This is a genomic window from Cohnella suwonensis, assembly GCF_042655365.1.
Taxonomy (GTDB): Bacteria; Bacillota; Bacilli; order Paenibacillales; family Paenibacillaceae; genus Cohnella; species Cohnella suwonensis.
Map to the genome: position 1 here is coordinate 33945 of NZ_JBHSMH010000001.1, position 16851 is coordinate 50795.

16 protein-coding genes and 1 other RNA gene are annotated in these 16851 nt (G+C 57.2%); 15 read left to right on the forward strand and 2 right to left on the reverse strand.

Annotation, left to right across the window (positions count from 1 at the left end; translation table 11 throughout):
* Window positions 1-3 precede the first annotated feature (3 nt).
* The 8 genes from ACFPPD_RS00170 to rnpB all read left to right on the forward strand — a co-directional run bounded on the left by ACFPPD_RS00170 (window position 4) and on the right by rnpB (window position 8078).
* Window positions 4-813 carry a pyruvate, water dikinase regulatory protein gene (locus tag ACFPPD_RS00170; protein ID WP_209747494.1) on the forward strand — a complete coding sequence of 270 codons (810 nt, stop codon included), beginning with the start codon at window positions 4-6 and terminating at the stop codon, window positions 811-813.
* A 429-nt stretch (window positions 814-1242) separates the two neighbouring features.
* On the forward strand, window positions 1243-1719 hold the full coding sequence (locus ACFPPD_RS00175) for a YaiI/YqxD family protein (protein WP_378080959.1): 477 nt from the start codon (window positions 1243-1245) through the stop codon (window positions 1717-1719).
* 80 nt (window positions 1720-1799) lie between these two features.
* The gene (dnaG, locus tag ACFPPD_RS00180; RefSeq protein WP_209747765.1) at window positions 1800-3623 is read left to right on the forward strand and encodes a DNA primase; all 1824 of its coding nucleotides are present in this window, start codon (window positions 1800-1802) and stop codon (window positions 3621-3623) included.
* Between the two features lie 30 nt (window positions 3624-3653).
* The gene (gene rpoD / locus ACFPPD_RS00185; protein WP_209747496.1) at window positions 3654-4784 is read left to right on the forward strand and encodes an RNA polymerase sigma factor RpoD; all 1131 of its coding nucleotides are present in this window, start codon (window positions 3654-3656) and stop codon (window positions 4782-4784) included.
* An 85-nt stretch (window positions 4785-4869) separates the two neighbouring features.
* On the forward strand, window positions 4870-5703 hold the full coding sequence (locus ACFPPD_RS00190; RefSeq protein ID WP_209747498.1) for a hypothetical protein: 834 nt from the start codon (window positions 4870-4872) through the stop codon (window positions 5701-5703).
* 1 nt (window position 5704) lies between these two features.
* Window positions 5705-6526, forward strand: coding sequence for a tRNA (adenine(22)-N(1))-methyltransferase (locus ACFPPD_RS00195; RefSeq protein ID WP_209747500.1), 822 nt, complete (start codon window positions 5705-5707; stop codon window positions 6524-6526).
* On the forward strand, window positions 6493-7608 hold the full coding sequence (locus tag ACFPPD_RS00200) for a Nif3-like dinuclear metal center hexameric protein (RefSeq protein WP_209747503.1): 1116 nt from the start codon (window positions 6493-6495) through the stop codon (window positions 7606-7608). Before ACFPPD_RS00195 ends, ACFPPD_RS00200 begins: the two co-directional genes overlap by 34 nt.
* 67 nt (window positions 7609-7675) lie before the next feature.
* Window positions 7676-8078: RNase P RNA component class A (gene rnpB, locus ACFPPD_RS00205), an RNA gene on the forward strand.
* A 102-nt stretch (window positions 8079-8180) separates the two neighbouring features.
* Here rnpB and ACFPPD_RS00210 read toward each other — a convergent pair.
* Window positions 8181-10070, reverse strand: coding sequence for a S8 family peptidase (locus tag ACFPPD_RS00210; protein WP_378080962.1), 1890 nt, complete (start codon window positions 10068-10070; stop codon window positions 8181-8183).
* A 235-nt stretch (window positions 10071-10305) separates the two neighbouring features.
* On the opposite strand from ACFPPD_RS00210, the gene ACFPPD_RS00215 reads away from it, so the two are divergent.
* The 5 genes from ACFPPD_RS00215 (at window position 10306) to thiI (ending at window position 14416) form a co-directional block, all read left to right on the forward strand.
* Window positions 10306-10806 carry a YpuI family protein gene (locus ACFPPD_RS00215; protein WP_209747505.1) on the forward strand — a complete coding sequence of 167 codons (501 nt, stop codon included), beginning with the start codon at window positions 10306-10308 and terminating at the stop codon, window positions 10804-10806.
* Between the two features lie 79 nt (window positions 10807-10885).
* Window positions 10886-11113 carry a DUF1540 domain-containing protein gene (locus tag ACFPPD_RS00220; RefSeq protein WP_209747507.1) on the forward strand — a complete coding sequence of 76 codons (228 nt, stop codon included), beginning with the start codon at window positions 10886-10888 and terminating at the stop codon, window positions 11111-11113.
* Between the two features lie 94 nt (window positions 11114-11207).
* The gene (locus ACFPPD_RS00225; protein WP_378080964.1) at window positions 11208-11888 is read left to right on the forward strand and encodes a lytic transglycosylase domain-containing protein; all 681 of its coding nucleotides are present in this window, start codon (window positions 11208-11210) and stop codon (window positions 11886-11888) included.
* A gap of 114 nt (window positions 11889-12002) precedes the next feature.
* Complete coding sequence (locus ACFPPD_RS00230) at window positions 12003-13184, forward strand: cysteine desulfurase family protein (RefSeq protein ID WP_209747509.1); 1182 nt, start codon at window positions 12003-12005, stop codon at window positions 13182-13184.
* Window positions 13181-14416: a tRNA uracil 4-sulfurtransferase ThiI gene (thiI, locus tag ACFPPD_RS00235; RefSeq protein ID WP_209747511.1), complete on the forward strand. Its 1236-nt coding sequence runs from the start codon at window positions 13181-13183 to the stop codon at window positions 14414-14416. The genes ACFPPD_RS00230 and thiI overlap by 4 nt, the downstream gene beginning before the upstream one ends.
* Window positions 14417-14451: 35 nt before the next feature.
* Here thiI and ACFPPD_RS00240 read toward each other — a convergent pair whose 3' ends face one another.
* A complete protein-coding gene (locus tag ACFPPD_RS00240; protein WP_209747513.1) occupies window positions 14452-15207 on the reverse strand; it encodes a TerC family protein in 756 nt (251 codons plus the stop codon).
* A 135-nt stretch (window positions 15208-15342) separates the two neighbouring features.
* Between ACFPPD_RS00240 and ACFPPD_RS00245 the strand changes: the two genes are divergently transcribed.
* Both ACFPPD_RS00245 and ACFPPD_RS00250 read left to right on the forward strand, forming a co-directional pair.
* Complete coding sequence (locus ACFPPD_RS00245) at window positions 15343-16014, forward strand: TerC family protein (RefSeq protein WP_209747515.1); 672 nt, start codon at window positions 15343-15345, stop codon at window positions 16012-16014.
* A 152-nt stretch (window positions 16015-16166) separates the two neighbouring features.
* Window positions 16167-16652 (forward strand): hypothetical protein, encoded by a 486-nt coding sequence (locus ACFPPD_RS00250; protein WP_209747517.1) that lies wholly within the window; start codon window positions 16167-16169, stop codon window positions 16650-16652.
* Window positions 16653-16851 lie beyond the last annotated feature (199 nt).

Sequence of the window (16851 nt, forward strand, 5' to 3'; positions counted from 1 at the left end):
GAAATGACCCAAACTAGCGTAACGGTATACGTCGTATCCGATTCCGCCGGGGATACGGGCGAACTGGCTGTGCGGGCGGCCGCGGCCCAGTTCCATCCGCTCTCCGTCCACATCCGCAGGGCCGCTTTCATTCAGACGAAGGAAGGCATCGACGCCGTCCTCGCCGCCGCGAAGGCGGAACGCGGCATCGTCCTGTATACGCTCGTCATTCCTTTCCTCCGGGATTACATGGTCGAGCGGGCGCAGGCGGCGAGTTTGACGGCGATCGATCTGCTGGGCCCGTTGATCGATAACCTCGAGAAAACGTTGGGCCATCAGTCCCGGCACGAACCCGGGTTGAATCACGTGCTCGACGCCGACTATTTCCGCAAGGTGGAAGCGGTCGAGTTCGCCGTTCGTTACGACGACGCCCGCGACGTGACCGGCATCGCGAAGGCGGACATCGTTCTCGTCGGCGTATCGAGGACGTCCAAGACGCCGCTTTCAATGGTGCTCGCCCACAAAACGTATAAGGTGGCGAACGTGCCCCTTATTCCGGAACTGGTCCCTCCGAAGGAACTATATCTCGTTCCGCCGGAGAAGGTCGTCGGCCTGACGATCAACCCGGACTCGCTCAACGCGATCCGCAAGGAGCGGCTGAAGGCGCTCGGATTGCCGAATTCCGCGCCGTACGCGACGAACGAACGGATTCTCAAGGAATTGGAACACGCGAGGGCGGTCATGGACAAAATCGGATGCATCGTCATCGACGTCTCCAACAAGGCGGTCGAAGAAACGGCCAGCTTGATCATCGAGCATTTCCAGCGAGCTTAAGCGATCGATCGGAAAAGAGAACCGAAAGGTTCTCTTCTTGGTTTTCCCGAGCTCGCGTCGCGCCCGGAATAAGGGAGAATGAAATCGACGATGCTAGAAAGTAGCGCCAGTTGCGTCATGGGCACAGAGAACGATTATCTCTAATGAAAATAGGTCGAACGTCCGATAAAAGGATTATTAACCGCATGATTCGTCAAAATGTGAGCAATTTATGAACGATTGTCGAACGATGTAGGACATGCCCGCCTTCTTGGTGTATTCTGTAACACATTGAACTCGCGGAACGCCCGCCGGGCAAGGCGTTGCGAAGTGTTGCGCGGAGTTCCGTCCTCAAAGTCCGCCCGGCAGAAAAATTGATGGGCAAATGCAGGATTTCGGCTCCCGTTAGCGTATATAATATTACGGCAAACTTTGGGTGGATCGCGGGTGATGTCGATGGCTGTCCCACGTCTTCGCGTCGTGGTCGATGGCGACGCTTGTCCGGTTAAGGCGGAAATTGCCAGAACGGTAAGGGAATGCGGCGTTACGGCGCTGCTCGTGTCCAGTCACGCCCACTTCTTGCAGTCGGAGCCCTCCGTGGACGTCGTTACCGTCGACGCCAGTGATCAGGCCGCGGATTTATACATCGCGAACGTGCTGAAGAACAGCGATATTCTCGTTACCGGAGATTACGGGCTCGCGGCGCTCGGCCTCGCGAGAGGAGCGGCGGTGCTTACGCACAGGGGGAAGGAAATCCGGGAAGGCGACATCGAGGGCTTGCTCGAACAGCGTCATTTTTCGGCGCGAATGCGCCGGGGAGGCATGCGTACGAAGGGGCCGCGGGCGTTTACCGGAGAAGATCGCGAAAAGTTTCAACAAAAACTGACAAGTTTGCTGAGGGGGATGCAGGAGAATTCCGGCCTTTAGCGAAATGTATGAGGTGCGCGTAAACGGGCTGCGCCGGCGATGCCGGGACAATCCGTTTGCAAGGAAATCAGGTGAAAAGCATGATTAACGGAATGATCCCTCAACCGATCATCGACGAGGTGCTGCGGCGACACGATATCGCGGAAACCGTAGGCAAATACGTTCATTTGACGAAGAACGGGAAGTATTTGAAGGGCTTGTGTCCTTTTCATTCCGAGAAGACACCTTCTTTCACCGTAACCCCGGAAAAGCAAATCTATCATTGCTACGGTTGCGGCAAAGGCGGCAACGTCATCAAATTCGTCATGGAGATGGAAGGAGAATCGTTTCCGGAAGCCGTCAAGTCGCTGGCCGAGGAAGCGGGCATCCCCGTCACGTGGACGGCAGTGCCGGACGAGTCGTCGCCCCGGCAGAAAGAAAAGCACGCGCTTATCGAAGCGCACGCTTACAGCGCGAAGTTATACCATTATCTGCTTCAGAACATGGAAGTGGCGAAGCCGGCGAAAGCTTACTTGACTTCGCGGGGGTTCACGGACGCCCTGATCGAAGAATTCGGGCTCGGATACGCCCCGGCGAGATGGGATACGCTGACCCAGGCGCTCGAACGTAAAGGTTATGCCCTTGCAGAGATGGAAACGGGCGGACTGTTGTCGCGCAGGCAGGAAAGCGAAGGTTACGTCGATCGCTTCCGCGACCGGATCATGTTTCCGATCCATGACGCGAACGGACGCGAGATCGCGTTCGGGGGAAGGCTGATGACGGACGGCCAGCCCAAGTACTTGAACTCTCCGGAGACGCCGCTCTTTAACAAGAGCCGCACGCTGTACAGGCTCAGCCAAGCCCGACCGGCGATCCGGCGGACGAGGCAGGTCGTGCTTCTCGAAGGCTACGTCGACGTCATTAAAGCTTGGTCGGCCGGCGTTCATCAAGGCGTCGCCACGATGGGAACGGCGTTGACCGGCGAGCACGCGGCGCTGCTGAAGAGATTCGCCGACGAGGCGATCCTCTGCTACGACGGCGACGACGCGGGACAAGCCGCCGCGCATAAGAGCATTCCGATTCTGGAAGAGGCGGGTTTCCGCGTCAGGGTCGGCGTCCTGCCGAACCGGTTGGATCCGGACGAGTATATTTCGTCTTACGGGCCGGAGCCGTTCGTCAGGGAGATCATCGAAGGGGCCGTGTCCGCGGTCAAATTTCAGCTTATATATTTGAGGAAATCCCATATACTCCTAGAAGAAGATGGAAGGATTAGGTATTTGCGGGAGGCCGTCCGCCTCGTCGCAAGACGCGATTCTCCGACGGAACGGGAGTTGCTGCTGAAGGAATTGGCTCATGAGTTCGGCGTCTCGATCGATACGCTGAAGCAAGAGGCGGCGGACGTCAGGCAGCAGGAGAAATTGGGAAACGCAGGGGATATTCCGCCCGGATCGTGGAATAATGTATGGAATGAAAAAAAATCCGCGCCCAAGAACCCGCCGCTGGCTACGGCTAACTTCAGCGCGGAACGGCAGCTGCTCTCCTGGATGATGCTGAACAAGGAAACGGCGCAGCTCGTGGAACAACGGCTCGGAGATCGGTTTCATGTCGAGGATCACGCAGCTTTGGCTGCTTATTTATATGCATTTTACGCCCAGAACCATGATCCTGATGTCGGAAGGTTCGTCGCGACCCTGCAGGACGACCGGCTGGAACGCGCGGCTAGCGCCATCGCATTGATAGATATCCCGTATGGCGAACGGGAGCTTGAAGATTGCATCAGAACGATCGGCCGCGCTTCCCTGTCCAGGGAAGTCGAAAGGTTGACGGAAGAGCTGAATCGCGCTCAAAGAGAAGGCGATTACGCTCGGGCAACGCAAATGGGTATAGAGATTATCGCCCTGGAAAAGCAGCGTAAGCTATATTGAGCGCTGGGTTCAGGGAGGAGGGAGTCGGTAATGGCTAACGATCAACACACCGGACTTGAAACGGAACTGACGCTTGAACAGGTCAAAGCGCAGCTCATCGAACAAGGCAAGAAAAAATCTTCCTTGACCTATAAAGATATCATGGAGAAGCTGTCGCCCTTCGATCAGGATCCCGAGCAGATCGACGAGTTTTTCGAACAGCTGGCGGATATCGGGATCGAGGTGTCCAACGATCACGACGAGCTGGGCAGACACGGCAACGGAGAAGAGGAAGAACGCGACGAATTCAATTTCGACGACGACTTGTCTCTGCCTCCCGGCATTAAGATCAACGATCCCGTGCGGATGTACTTGAAGGAAATCGGACGGGTGCCGTTGCTCGGCGCGGACGACGAAGTCGAGCTGGCGAAAAAAATCGAGATCGGCGGACCGGACGGCGAGGAAGCGAAAAAAAGGCTGGCGGAAGCCAACCTTCGTCTGGTCGTCAGCATCGCGAAACGTTACGTCGGCCGCGGCATGCTGTTCTTGGATTTGATCCAAGAGGGCAATATGGGACTTCTGAAAGCCGTCGAGAAGTTCGATCACGACAAAGGCTTCAAGTTCAGTACGTACGCCACGTGGTGGATTCGCCAAGCGATTACGCGGGCGATCGCGGACCAAGCGAGAACGATCCGTATTCCCGTGCACATGGTCGAGACGATCAACAAGCTCATTCGCGTTTCCCGCCAACTGTTGCAAGAGCTCGGAAGAGAGCCTGCGCCGGAGGAAATCGCGGAGCAAATGGAGCTTAGCGTCGATAAAGTCCGCGAGATCATGAAGATCGCGCAAGAGCCGGTATCGCTCGAGACGCCGATCGGCGAAGAAGACGATTCCCATCTGGGCGACTTCATCGAGGACCAAGAAGCGCTCGCCCCGGCGGATGCCGCGGCGTACGAGCTTCTGAAGGAACAGCTCGAGGACGTATTGGACACGCTGACCGAACGCGAAGAGAACGTTCTTCGCTTGCGCTTCGGACTCGACGACGGCCGTACGCGCACGCTCGAGGAAGTGGGCAAGGTGTTCGGCGTCACTCGCGAACGGATTCGCCAAATCGAGGCGAAGGCGCTTCGTAAGCTGCGCCATCCGAGCCGCAGCAAACGCTTGAAGGATTTCTTGGAATAAGGCCGAAACCATATGGCGCTATTGAGACCTTTACCGTTACGGTTGAAGGTCTTTTTCTTCAAATGGCGCAAGGAGGCATGCCGGCATGGCCGATCCGAACGAAGAGAAACGCGATATGATCGTTAAGGAAATCGAATCATGGCGACGCAACAAGCTGTTGCCGGAGCAGTATTGCGACTTCTTGCAAAATATTTATTTGGATGATCTGAACGAACGTCCGCTCGGACCGATCGGGAACGCGGTGAAGAAAATCGGGCAAGCTTCGGGCAAGCAATGGCTTCTTTCTTTTGGAAGTTTTGCCTTGATTTGTGTTGTCGTACTTCATTTTAGCGCGTTTCACCCGCTATTGCAAATAGGGTTGACCGTCGCGGCGGCAGCGGCGCTGACCGTCATCGGAGCCCGTTTGCGCGAGTCGGCGCCGATTCGCGCTTGGCTGTCGACCGGCGCTGGCATGGCTTTCTTTGCCGGCGTCGGCTACGGCATCGTGGAGTTGAATGGCTGGCGATCCGAATCGGGAACCGAGTGGCTGATCGGCTGCTGCGCGTTCGTCTGGATCGCGAGCGGGTTAGCGTTGAAGTCGTCTATCCTGCAAGGGGGAGGTTGGCTCGCCGCCATTTCTTTGTATGCCTTGCTGCTGTCCAGCCACGTACCCGACCCGGGCATAGCGGAAGTTCAAGTGTTCTGGTTGCCTGCTTCCCTTCTTTTCGCATGGCTCAGTTGGTATTTGCACGTCAAGTTCAAGTCCGCGGGAGCGGTGCTGTTCGCGACGGCGCTCGTGTTATGGTTCATGCCCGAAGTCTATTCGGCCTTGTACGGAATCGGAGAGAAGTGGATTCAGGCGGAGATCGTCGCGAAAATACTCGTGGCGGGGCTAGGGATGTTCCGCTTAAGAAAACAATGGATGGAATGGGTTGCTTAAGATGAACGAGAATGAAACGAACGCGGCGGAACGCAAAGAACCGCCGAAGCTTTCGCGCAGGCTGACGGCGCTGGCCGAATGGGTGCCGCAGGGCGCTCGGTTCGCCGATATCGGAACGGACCATGCGCTTCTGCCGGTCTACCTGGCCACGAACGGCACGATCGTATACGCGGTCGCCGGGGATATTCACGACGGTCCCGTCGAAGCGGCAAGAAAGCAAGTGGCGGACGCGGGACTTAGCGATATCGTCTCCGTACGCAAAGGCGACGGACTCGCGGTGCTTAAACCGGACGAAGTGGATGCGGTGACGATCGCCGGCATGGGCGGCAGCTTGATGGCCCGCATTCTGGAACAAGGCAAAGACAAGCTGGGCGCGGCCAAGACGCTCGTGTTGTCCCCGCACGTGGCGGAAGAGGCGGTCAGGCGTTGGCTCGTGAAGCAAGGCTTCGTGTTGGACCGGGAGCAATTGCTCGAAGAAGATGGCGTGATCTACACGCTCCTTCGCGCGACGAAGGCAGAGGACGCGGAAGCCGCCGCCTTGGCCAACGGACGTCTATACGACGCCGGCAAGAAGGCTTCCGGCAACGAACGGATATCCGATTCGTTGCTCTACGATATGGGGCCGTTATTGCTTCAAGAAGCTTCGCCCGCGTTTTTCAAGAAGTGGGAACAGGAAATCTTGAAGCGGGAAAGAGTGATTTTGCAGTTAAAGCACGCGACCGCTCCCGAAGCGGCCGAGAAGGCGCGGGAATGGGAAGAGGACGTGCGGGAAATCCGGGAGGTGCTCTCTTGTTTGCGCGAGGAGAAAATATCATCCAACTGATGGAGCGTCTCGCTCCGAAGCACTACGCGGTGCCGGACGACAAGATCGGACTTCAAGTCGGTTCGGTCGCGAGGGAGATCCGCAAGGTGCTCGTCACGCTGGACGTGACGCAGGCGGTCGTCGAAGAAGCGAAGTCGCTGGGCGCGGAGCTGATTATCGCCCATCATGCCGTCATTTTCCGTCCGCTCGCCCATCTGAGAACAGATACGCCGTCCGGTGCTTTGACCGCGAACTTGATCAAGAACGACATCGCCGTCTACATTTCCCATACGAATCTGGATTCTGCCGACGGCGGCATCAACGATTGGATGGCGGATGCTCTCGAGTTAAACGGGCGGGACGTGCTGGAGGAAGTGCACACGGACCAACTATATAAGTTGGTCGTCTTCGTGCCCGAGTCCCACCATGAAGCCGTCAAGACGGCGCTGTTCAACGCCGGGGCGGGATGGACCGGCAATTATAGCCATTGCAGCTTCAACATCGAAGGGACTGGCACGTTCCTGCCGCGGGAAGGAAGCGACCCGTTCATCGGCAAGCAAGGTTCGTTGACCGAGACGAAAGAGATCCGGCTCGAGACGATCGTGCCGCTAAGCGTCAGGAAGAAGGCGATCGCCGCCATGCTGAAGGCGCATCCGTACGATGAGGTCACCTACGACTTGTACGCGATGGATCTGAAGGGGCGTTCGTTCGGTTTGGGCCGCGTCGGCAAGCTGTCCGAGCCGGAGACGCTCGATGAATTCGCGGATCGGGTCAAGAAGGCATTCGACGTTCCGTTCGTGCGCATCGTCGGGGACGGGGCGAAAAAAATCCGCAAAGTCGCGGTGCTCGGAGGATCGGGAGCCAAATACATGCGCCATGCGACTTTCGCGGGAGCGGACGTGCTCGTCACGGGAGACATCGACTTCCATACGGCTCAGGATGCGCTCGCGGCAGGAATGACGATTGTCGATCCGGGCCATCACGCCGAGAAAATCATGAAGCCGAACGTGGCGGAGTGGTTAACGGAGCAATTGGCGCGCCAAGGTTACAAGACGGAGGTCGTCGCTTCGGCGGTCGACACGGAACCGTTTCGCCTGAGATAACCAACATAACCATTGGATTCCGTTTGCAAGAACGACGGATCCGGGTTATACTACTCGTTGCTAACCGGAAGTTTGACAGACAATCGCTGGCGGCTTCGCGCCGCGAGAGGAAAGTCCGGGCTCCGCAGGGCAGAATGCTGGATAACGTCCAGTCGGCGCGAGTCGAAGGATAGGGCCACAGAAATGGACCGCCGATGGCTGCTTCGGCAGATCAGGCAAGGGTGGAACCGTGGTGTAAGAGACCACGAGGGGCACTGGCGACTTTGTCCCTGGTAAACCCCATTTGGAGCAAGACCTAGGAGAACGTGGGCAGCGATGCCAGCCCTTGCCCGGGGTGCGTTCGGGTTGGTCGCTTGAGCCCAGCAGCAATGTTGGGCCTAGAAAGATGATTGTCGCTTCCATACGTGGGAGGGCGCAAGCCCGTTACGACCACCGGAAGTACAGAACCCGGCTTACGGCAAGCTTCCCGGTTAACACAAATGAGCCGCAAACGACAAATCGCTTCCCTCTCGGCTATCGCTCGCGCGATAACGAAGGGAAGCGATTTTTTTGCGTTCCGATTTTTGCTCCCGTCAAGGTGCGGTCGCCGTCTGTAGTTTCTGCAGTTCCTTGCGGACCTGCTTCGGATAAAGCTGCAGCGATACGCTCGTACCGACCGCGGCTTGCAGCGCCGATCTAACGTCGATCTGGCCGTAGCCGAAGTCGTTGTCTTTGCCTTTCGTGCCGAGATCTTTGGCGGTGCGGCGAAGCAATTCCGCGATCTGCGCGTTCGTCAGGCTCGGCTTGGCGGACTTGACGAGCGAAGCGAGCGCCGCGACGTGCGGCGATGCCATCGACGTACCGGACAAGGCGGCGTATTGGCTTCCCGGATACGTGCTCGGGATGGACGTGCCGGGCGCCGCTACGTCGATATAGTCGCCGTAATTGGAATATTCGGCGCGCGTCTCGTCGGCGTCCGTGGCGGACACGCCGATCACTTCGGCGTAAGCGGCCGGATAACCGGGACGGTCGGTATTGTCGTTGCCGCTCGCGGCAACGATGACGACGCCGCGTTCGTAAGCGTATTTCAGCGCGTCGTGCAAAAATTCGGCTTCGGCATAGTTGCCCAAGCTCATGTTGATGACTTGGGCGCCGTGATCGGTCGCCCACAGAATGCCTTCCGCGACGGAATAAGTCGAGCCCGCCCCCGTGCTGTCGAGTACTTTGACCGGCATGATTTTCGTATACCATGTCATCCCGGCTACGCCTTCATTATTGTTGATTTCGGCGGCGATGATGCCGGCGACGTGCGTGCCGTGACCGACGTCGTCTTCCGGCGGAGCGGAAGGATCGACGATATTGACGCCTTCCACGATCCGTTCCTTCAAGTCCGGGTGGTCCGACTGCACGCCCGTGTCGAGCACGGCGACAACGACGTCCTTGCTGCCTTTGGTCACGTTCCAGCCGTTTACCGTCGCGATCTCGGGTAAGTTCCATTGATACTCGGAATAGAAAGTGTCGTTGGGAACGAATTCGGTTCCTCCTTCGGCCGCCGGCGTTTCTCCGTTCGTTAAATACATATAGTGAGGCTCGGCGTATTCGGGATTCCATTTTTCCTTGAAATAGGCTTTAAGGGCTTTTGTCTCGTGTTTCTTCGAACGAAACACGAACGTTCTGCCCGTATGGCGGACGACCGTCAGGTCCAGCTCCTTGCGGAGCTGAAGCAATTGCCGTTCCGTCGGAAGCTTGCGGAATTTAACGACGATTTCGTCCACGGCGTAGTGGCTCGCGTTGCCGTTGTCTTCGCCCTTGCGCACCGTAGTGTCTTTGTTCGTGCCCGGCGTGACGGACTCGATCCGGTACCTTCCTTCGGCCGGGTAAGGAACGATGCGAAGGTTGCGCCGTTGATGGCGCTCGACCGATTGAATGACGTTTGAGGAGACTAGCGCGACGAGCGAATGCCCGTTCTTCGCCTTGCGGGATAACGCGAAGTAACTTTTGCCGCCGTACTGGAACAACGGGGAAGAATATCCGGAAGAGGCGGCGTTCGGACCGACGGCGGTAGCTTGACGCCCGGCCAGCTGCCGCGCTTCCGCCAAATGAGGCTCGGCCGCTTTCATCAGTCCGGCGTCGACGGTTTTGTCCGACGCCTTATCCGTTTTGTTCCCGAAATTCCATTCGACGTATTCGATTTCCGGATGGGTCGTCAAGAGCGATTCGACGGAGCCGGGCTTGCCTCCGCCTCCCAGGAAGCGTTCGGCATCTCTTTCCACTTGCTTGCGCGATAACCTTTCGGTCGCCTTCATGTCTTGCGCGACGAGCTGCTGCTTGAAGCGGGTTTCGCGGCCGGCATCATGGCCGGCTTGCCGGTATTCGCGAACCGGCGAGGGCGAAGCGTCGGGTGCCGGGCGACCGGGCATCATTCTCGGAACAAAGGGAATGGCGAACAATACGGCGGCGACGGCGAACAACGTGCCGATCAACGTGTTACGGCGCAGGGCGGATCACTCCTTATGCCTTCGTCCGAAGGCGGTTCATTTCATTAGAATGAAGGGGGCGGGGGAAAAATATACGGTGCTATTTACCCTTGCCAGTACCTTTCCGGCTTGTTTTATGATACGATAGTGAAGGTTCTGCGTTCGAACAGCGGGACTATTTCGCTTTACAACCAAATTCAACCCATGGATAAGCTTCCGCGCTACGGAAAGGGGAACAATTATGCAAGCTAACAATATCAAGGCGCTTGCCGAGTCCAGCCGAGATAAACTTAAAACGGCGATCGAACCAATCGAACGGTTTCTGAACTACCACTCGCTGGAGCAGCTCGCCCAAGAGGACAATGCCGAGAGCGTCAGCTTCTACGCCGGACTGCTGTCCGACCTTCGCCACTTGCTCGTTTTTTCCGAAGTGGCCTACGAGAAACTGGGAGCGGTGCTCAGACGTCCGAACCTCGACGTCGAACTTGCCGAGCGCGCTTTGTACGACGTATACCATAACGGCGTCAATTCGTTCTTCTATCCGAAGAACGAATGCTATTCCGAAGACGGCCGCTACGCCTATACGGGTCAAGACGCGATCCGCTTCCGCGTGAAGCCGGTACGCGCCGCCCGCGACGTCATTCTCGGCATCTCCCGCGTGTACGAGGAGTTGCGCGACGATCTTTCTTACTACGAGAGCGACTACTTAACGCAGCGCCGCATGCATAGCCAATCCAAATAACAAAGCTGCCTGCAACCTCCACCCCCCTGTCCGCATACCCTCTCCGAAGGGGCGCACACTAGGACAGGGGGGTGATTTTATGCCGAATGGCGTAGCATGCAGCGTTAGCAATTGTTCGTATTGGAACCAAGGCAACCGTTGCGGGGCGAGAGAGATCGCCATCGAGATCGACGCGCACGCGAGCAACCAATGGAACGAAGAGTTCGCTTCGGAATTCGAGGCCCACAAAGACTCCGCGAATTCGTCGTCCGTCACTTGTTGCTTGACGTTTACTCCGAAAGGCGGCGACCGGGAAGATAGGTCCTAAGGACGAATCGCGCGAATGCTGTCGGGACTAGCCGGGTTTGGCCGGTTGTTGTACAATGGAAATATTCCATTATGACGACCGGGAGCTAAACGACGTGAACGTAACGACGGATCCGCGAATACTCAAGCAAATGCTTCTTACGCAGTGGACGACGGAATTAAACCCGCTTAGTTCCAAGTCCGTAGACGGTCAGAATAACGATACGGCCGGCCTTTTTCAAATGTTATTGAATCAATTGACGCTCGATTCTTCGTCGTTCCAGGCGGGAACGGACGGAGCGGCTCAAGCGTTATCCACGATCGGCTTGCCGAACGTGTCATGGAGCGGAGTGCTAGCCGGAGACAGCGGTTCAACCTCGGCATACGACGGCCTCATTTCGGCAGCAGGCGCGAAATACGGCGTGGATCCCGCGCTGATCAAAGGCGTCATTCAATCGGAATCTTCATTCAGGAGCGATGCCGTATCCTCGGCGGGAGCGAAAGGGCTAATGCAGCTGATGGACGACACGGCTCGCGGGCTCGGCGTATCGGATTCGTTCGATCCCGCGCAGAATATCGACGGGGGAACGAGATTTCTGTCGTATTTGCTTCGCAAATACGAAGGCAACGTCCAGACGGCGCTCGCCGCGTATAATGCGGGGCCCGGACGCGTCGACCGCCTCGGCATCGCGAACGATGCGGACATCGCATCCCATATGGACAAGTTGCCCGACGAGACGCAACGTTATATTCGCAAAGTACTGGATGCCGCGAGTCAATGGGGAGCGGGCGTCTGACGAGAAACGACCGTCGCTCGCCGTTCTTCGGAAAGCGGACTAACGGGATCATAACGGGTGGCTTCGGCCTGCTCGCGTATGATCCTTTTCTTTATATGGGGAAGGGAAGCGGAAATGAAAACCTATTATTTCGATCACAGCGCCTCTGCGCCGATGTGGCCTAAAGTCGTCGATACGATGACCGAGTTGATGAAGCTCCATTACTCGAACGCGTCTTCGTTGCATCGATCGGGCATCGAGGCATCGAAGCTCGCGGAGCGGGCAAGGGCGAGCGTCGCCGAACGGATGGGAGCGATGCCGCAGGAGGTCGTCTTCACGTCCGGCGGAACGGAAAGCAATAACTTGGCCTTGAAGGGACTCGTCGGCATATCGGCGAGAGCGACCAAACATATCGTCGTATCCGCCATCGAACACGCGTCGGTATTCGAATGCGCCCGCCAGCTTGAGGCGCAAGGCGTCCAATTAACGATCGTGCCCGTGGATCGAGAAGGCCGGGTCGACGTCGCGGAAGTCGTCAAGGCGATTCGCAAAAACACCGTTCTCGTCAGCGTCATGCACGTGAATAACGAGACGGGAGGGGTTCAGCCGATCGGCGAGATCGCCCGCGCGCTCGCCGAACATCCCCACGTCAAATTCCACGTCGACGGCGTGCAGGCGATCGGCAAAGTGCCGTTTTCATTCGCCGAATCCGGCGTACACTTGTATTCGGGCTCCGCTCATAAGTTCGGCGGGCCGAAAGGCACGGGCTTCCTTCTCGTCAAGGAGGGAGTCGAGCTGGCGCCGCTGTTCGGAGGAGGCTCGCACGAGCACGGCTTGAGAGCGGGCACGACTAACGTTCCCGCCGTCGTCGCGATGTCCCAAGCGCTTCGGCTGTCGCTGGAAAGCCTCGACGATAGACGCCTCCGCATGTTCGGTCTTAGGCGGAAGCTGCGCGACATCGTGGAAGGGATTCCCGAGCTATTATGGAACGGGATCGGCGTCGATCCGGATCGGGAGAACGACACCGCGCCGCACGTCGTCAACATCAGTTATCCGGGCATGAGGCCCGAAGTGCTGATCCACATGATGGAAGAGAACGGTATTCTCTTGTCGACCCAGTCGGCCTGTTCTTCCAAAAGCTTGAAGCCGAGCCGGGTATTGCTGGCCATGGGGCATGACGCCGACAGGGCATCCGGGGGTATACGAATCAGCTTCGGCGACGAGCATGAGGCAAACGACCTGGACGAGCTCGGGGAAAGATTAAAACAGGCGATCTCGCAATTGAAGGCGCTGGAGAAAAGGAGTCGGCCGGGATGAATTACGAATTGATAATCGTCCGCTTCGGGGAAATCACGATCAAAGGGCGCAACCGGAACCGGTTCGAGACGATGTTGCTCGATCAGATCAAAGTGGCGCTCAAGTCGCTGCCTTCGCTCGAATACGTGAGAAGCTACGCGCGGGTCTACATTCACTTGAACGGCGCAAGCTACGAGAAAGCGGCCGATAGGCTGAAAGACATCTACGGCATCGCTTCGTTCAGTCCCGTCATCCGCTCGGAGCATGGACTCGAGCAAATCCGCGAGCATTCTTTGCAATTAATCCGTCGGCTCGACAACGCGCCGGAGACGTTCAAGGTGAGCGTTCATCGCGGCTGGAAGCAGTATCCCCACGATTCGATCGAGATGAACCATCTCGTCGGCGCGCATATTCTCCGCAATACGCCCGGATTGAAGGTCGACGTTCGCCAGCCGGAAGTGGAGCTGAAAATCGATATTCAGCACGAAGCCGCTTACGTCTATTGCGAGAACGTGAAGGGGGCCGGCGGATTTCCGCTCGGCATGAACGGAAAAGGCATGCTCCTGCTGTCCGGGGGAATCGACAGCCCCGTTGCCGGCTGGATGGCGATGAAGCAAGGGTTGAGGATCGAAGCGGTCCATTTCCATAGCTATCCGTTTACTAGCGAGCAGGCCAAGGAAAAGGTCATCACCCTCGCTAGAAGGCTTGCTTATTACGGCGGCAAATTCCGCCTTCATCTCGTGCCGTTCACCGAGGTGCAGACGGCGATCGCGCAATCGGGCAACGATAGCCTGATTATTACCCTGATGCGACGCGCGATGTTGAAAATCACCGAGCGGCTGGCGGAACAGAACGGCGCGCTCGCGATCGTAACCGGGGATAGCCTCGGGCAAGTGGCCAGCCAAACGCTCGGAAGCATGAACGCCATCGGACGGGCGGCGTCGCTGCCGCTCCTGCGCCCGCTCGTCATGACGGACAAGATGGACATTATCGGCCTGGCGAAGCGGATCGGGACGTACGAGACGTCGATATTGCCGTTCGAGGATTGCTGCACGCTGTTCGTGCCGAAATCCCCGGCGACCAATCCGAGCGTGAAGCAGGTGGAGAAGATCGAAGCCGAATTGGGCGAACCGTATTCACGCTTGATCGAAGAGGCGATCGCTGGCACGGAAATCATGGATTTGAGGGAATCGGCGGAAGACGAGGAACGCAAATCCGAGGCGAAGACGGCGCCGGAAGACGATTGGTTCTAAGCGAAAGCGAACGAACAAAAGCCGCGAGACGCACTTCAGTGCGTTTCGCGGCTTTTGTTGACGACGAGCTTCTTCGGCGTCGACTGCCGTTCTCGTTCGTTTTTCAAGCGCTTCGCTTTGACGGCGTTCGTCCAGACGCCCGCGACGATGACGAGTACGACCATGGCGGAGATGAACGTCCAGGAGAGAGCCTCATTGTCCTTGAAGAAGCTTTCGAATTCCTCCGCTTGAGTAATCATTTTGGCCGCCGTATAGGCGAGCACGCCGGAACCCAAGTAAATGATGATCGGGAATTTCTCGATCAGCTTAATAAACAAAGTGCTGCCCCAAACGACGATCGGAATGCTGATGACCAATCCGAGCACGACGAGGAAATAATCTCCGTGCGCCGCTCCCGCCACGGCAATGACGTTGTCGAGACCCATCGCCGCGTCGGCGATGATGATCGTGCGCACTGCGCCCCACAGCGTCGACCCCGCATTGACTTCTCCATGGGGTTCTTCTTGTACGAGCAACTTATATGCGATCCATAGGAGAAGCACGCCTCCTACCGCCAATAGGAATGGAATCTTCAGCAGAGTCACGACGAGCATCGTTGCGACGATGCGAATGACGACCGCCCCGACCGTTCCCCACATGACCGCTTTCTTCTGCATTTCCTTCGGTAAGTTCCTGGCGGCCAATCCGATAACGATGGCATTATCGCCCGCGAGCAGCAAATCGATAAACACGATGGTCAATAGCAGCGACCAGAATTCCAAGCTCAGAACATCCCAGCCGAACACTTCCATGAGAGTCCCCCCCATTTATTGCGATTCGTTAGCGACTCACGGAGTAATACGTCCGAACTGTCATTAGGATTCAAAAAAATGCGTTCACATATCCGTTCCTGCTTGTACATAAATCTGGTAGGAGGGGGGATGCGAATGAACGCGGTGGAAACGTTGCTCGTATTTATGGAAATCGTCATGATCAACTTGCTGCTCAGCGGCGATAACGCTATCGTCATCGCGATGGCGGGAAGAAGACTGCCGCCGAATCAAAGAAGGAAAGCGGTATGGTGGGGAGCGGTCGCGGCGATCGCGCTCCGATGCTTGCTGACGCTCGGCGCGATCGCGCTGCTCAAAATTCCTTTCTTGCAAACCGCGGGATCGTTGCTGTTGTACGCGATCGCGCTTCAATTGCTGTTGGATAAACAGGAGCATTCGGCTTCGACGAAAGCGGCATCGACGCTTGCCGGGGCGGTGTGGACGATCGTCGTCGCGGACTTCGTGATGAGTCTCGACAACGTGCTTGCCGTCGCCGCCGTGGCGAAAGGAGATACGATCTTGCTGATCATCGGGATCGTCATGAGCATTCCGATCATCATTTGGGGCAGCTCGTTCATCATCCGGTTGCTCGACCGGTTTCCGGGTATGCTTTACCTTGGCGGAGGGCTGCTCGGCTATACGGCTTCCGAAATGCTGCTCGGCGATCCGGGATTGAAAGCGTTCAGCGAACGCCTGGCGCCGGAGGCGGAAAAGCTGTTCCCGCTTACAGCCGTAGCCGCTCTCATGATCGCGGCGCTATTGTTACGCAAAAGGAGCAGTGCGGGATGAATCGGGGGGACGCGGCTCGTCCTTCGCGCAGGCAAAATTTTGCTCCGCCGAACTAGTTTTTTCTCTCCGATTCCATTAAACTAATGAAAAAGGCGTCAAGTTCCGACAAAGGAATCAAGGCGTTCAGAGTTGGATGAAGCGGGGGAACTATCGTGAACAGACAATCCGCCGCAGTCGGGATTGGCGTCGCGGCTGTGGGATTGATCATTTTGTTAGGCAAGTTGGGCGTTTTCGCTTTTATCGGCTCGGTATTCTGGCCGTTGTTCATTCTGATCCCCGGCGTATTGCTTCACGTTCTCTACTTCGGCCGGATGGTTCCTTCGGTCACGCTGATTCCGGCGGGCACATTGACTGTCGTTTCGATCTTGCTGCTCATCGGCAATTGGTTCGGCTGGGGCCTAATGAAGGTTTTATGGCCGCTGTTTCCGTTCGCGATCGCCGTCGGCTTGTACGAATATCACGTATTCGGCTACGGTCGTTCGCGCCAAGTGTGGACCGCGGCCGTCGGACTGGCTTCGGTATCGATCGCGTTGTTCGCGATCATCCTGCTGTGGACATGGGGCATCTACTTGATCGCGGCCGCCCTCATCGGCATCGGAGCGTGGATCTTTATTCGCCGCCCAAGAAGCTGGAGATGAAAGGGTTGGCTTTTCGGCGCAAGTCACGTATAATAGAAGGGATGAAGATCGTGCGGGCTCTATGGTTCTCCGTAACGGATTTCGTACCAGGTCTTGTTAATCAACGTCGGCCTCGTGTCGGCGTTTTGTTTTGTGGATTTAGAGTACCCTAACGGTATCGGCGTTTCGCAGATCGCCAACGCGGGGAACGAGAGATAAA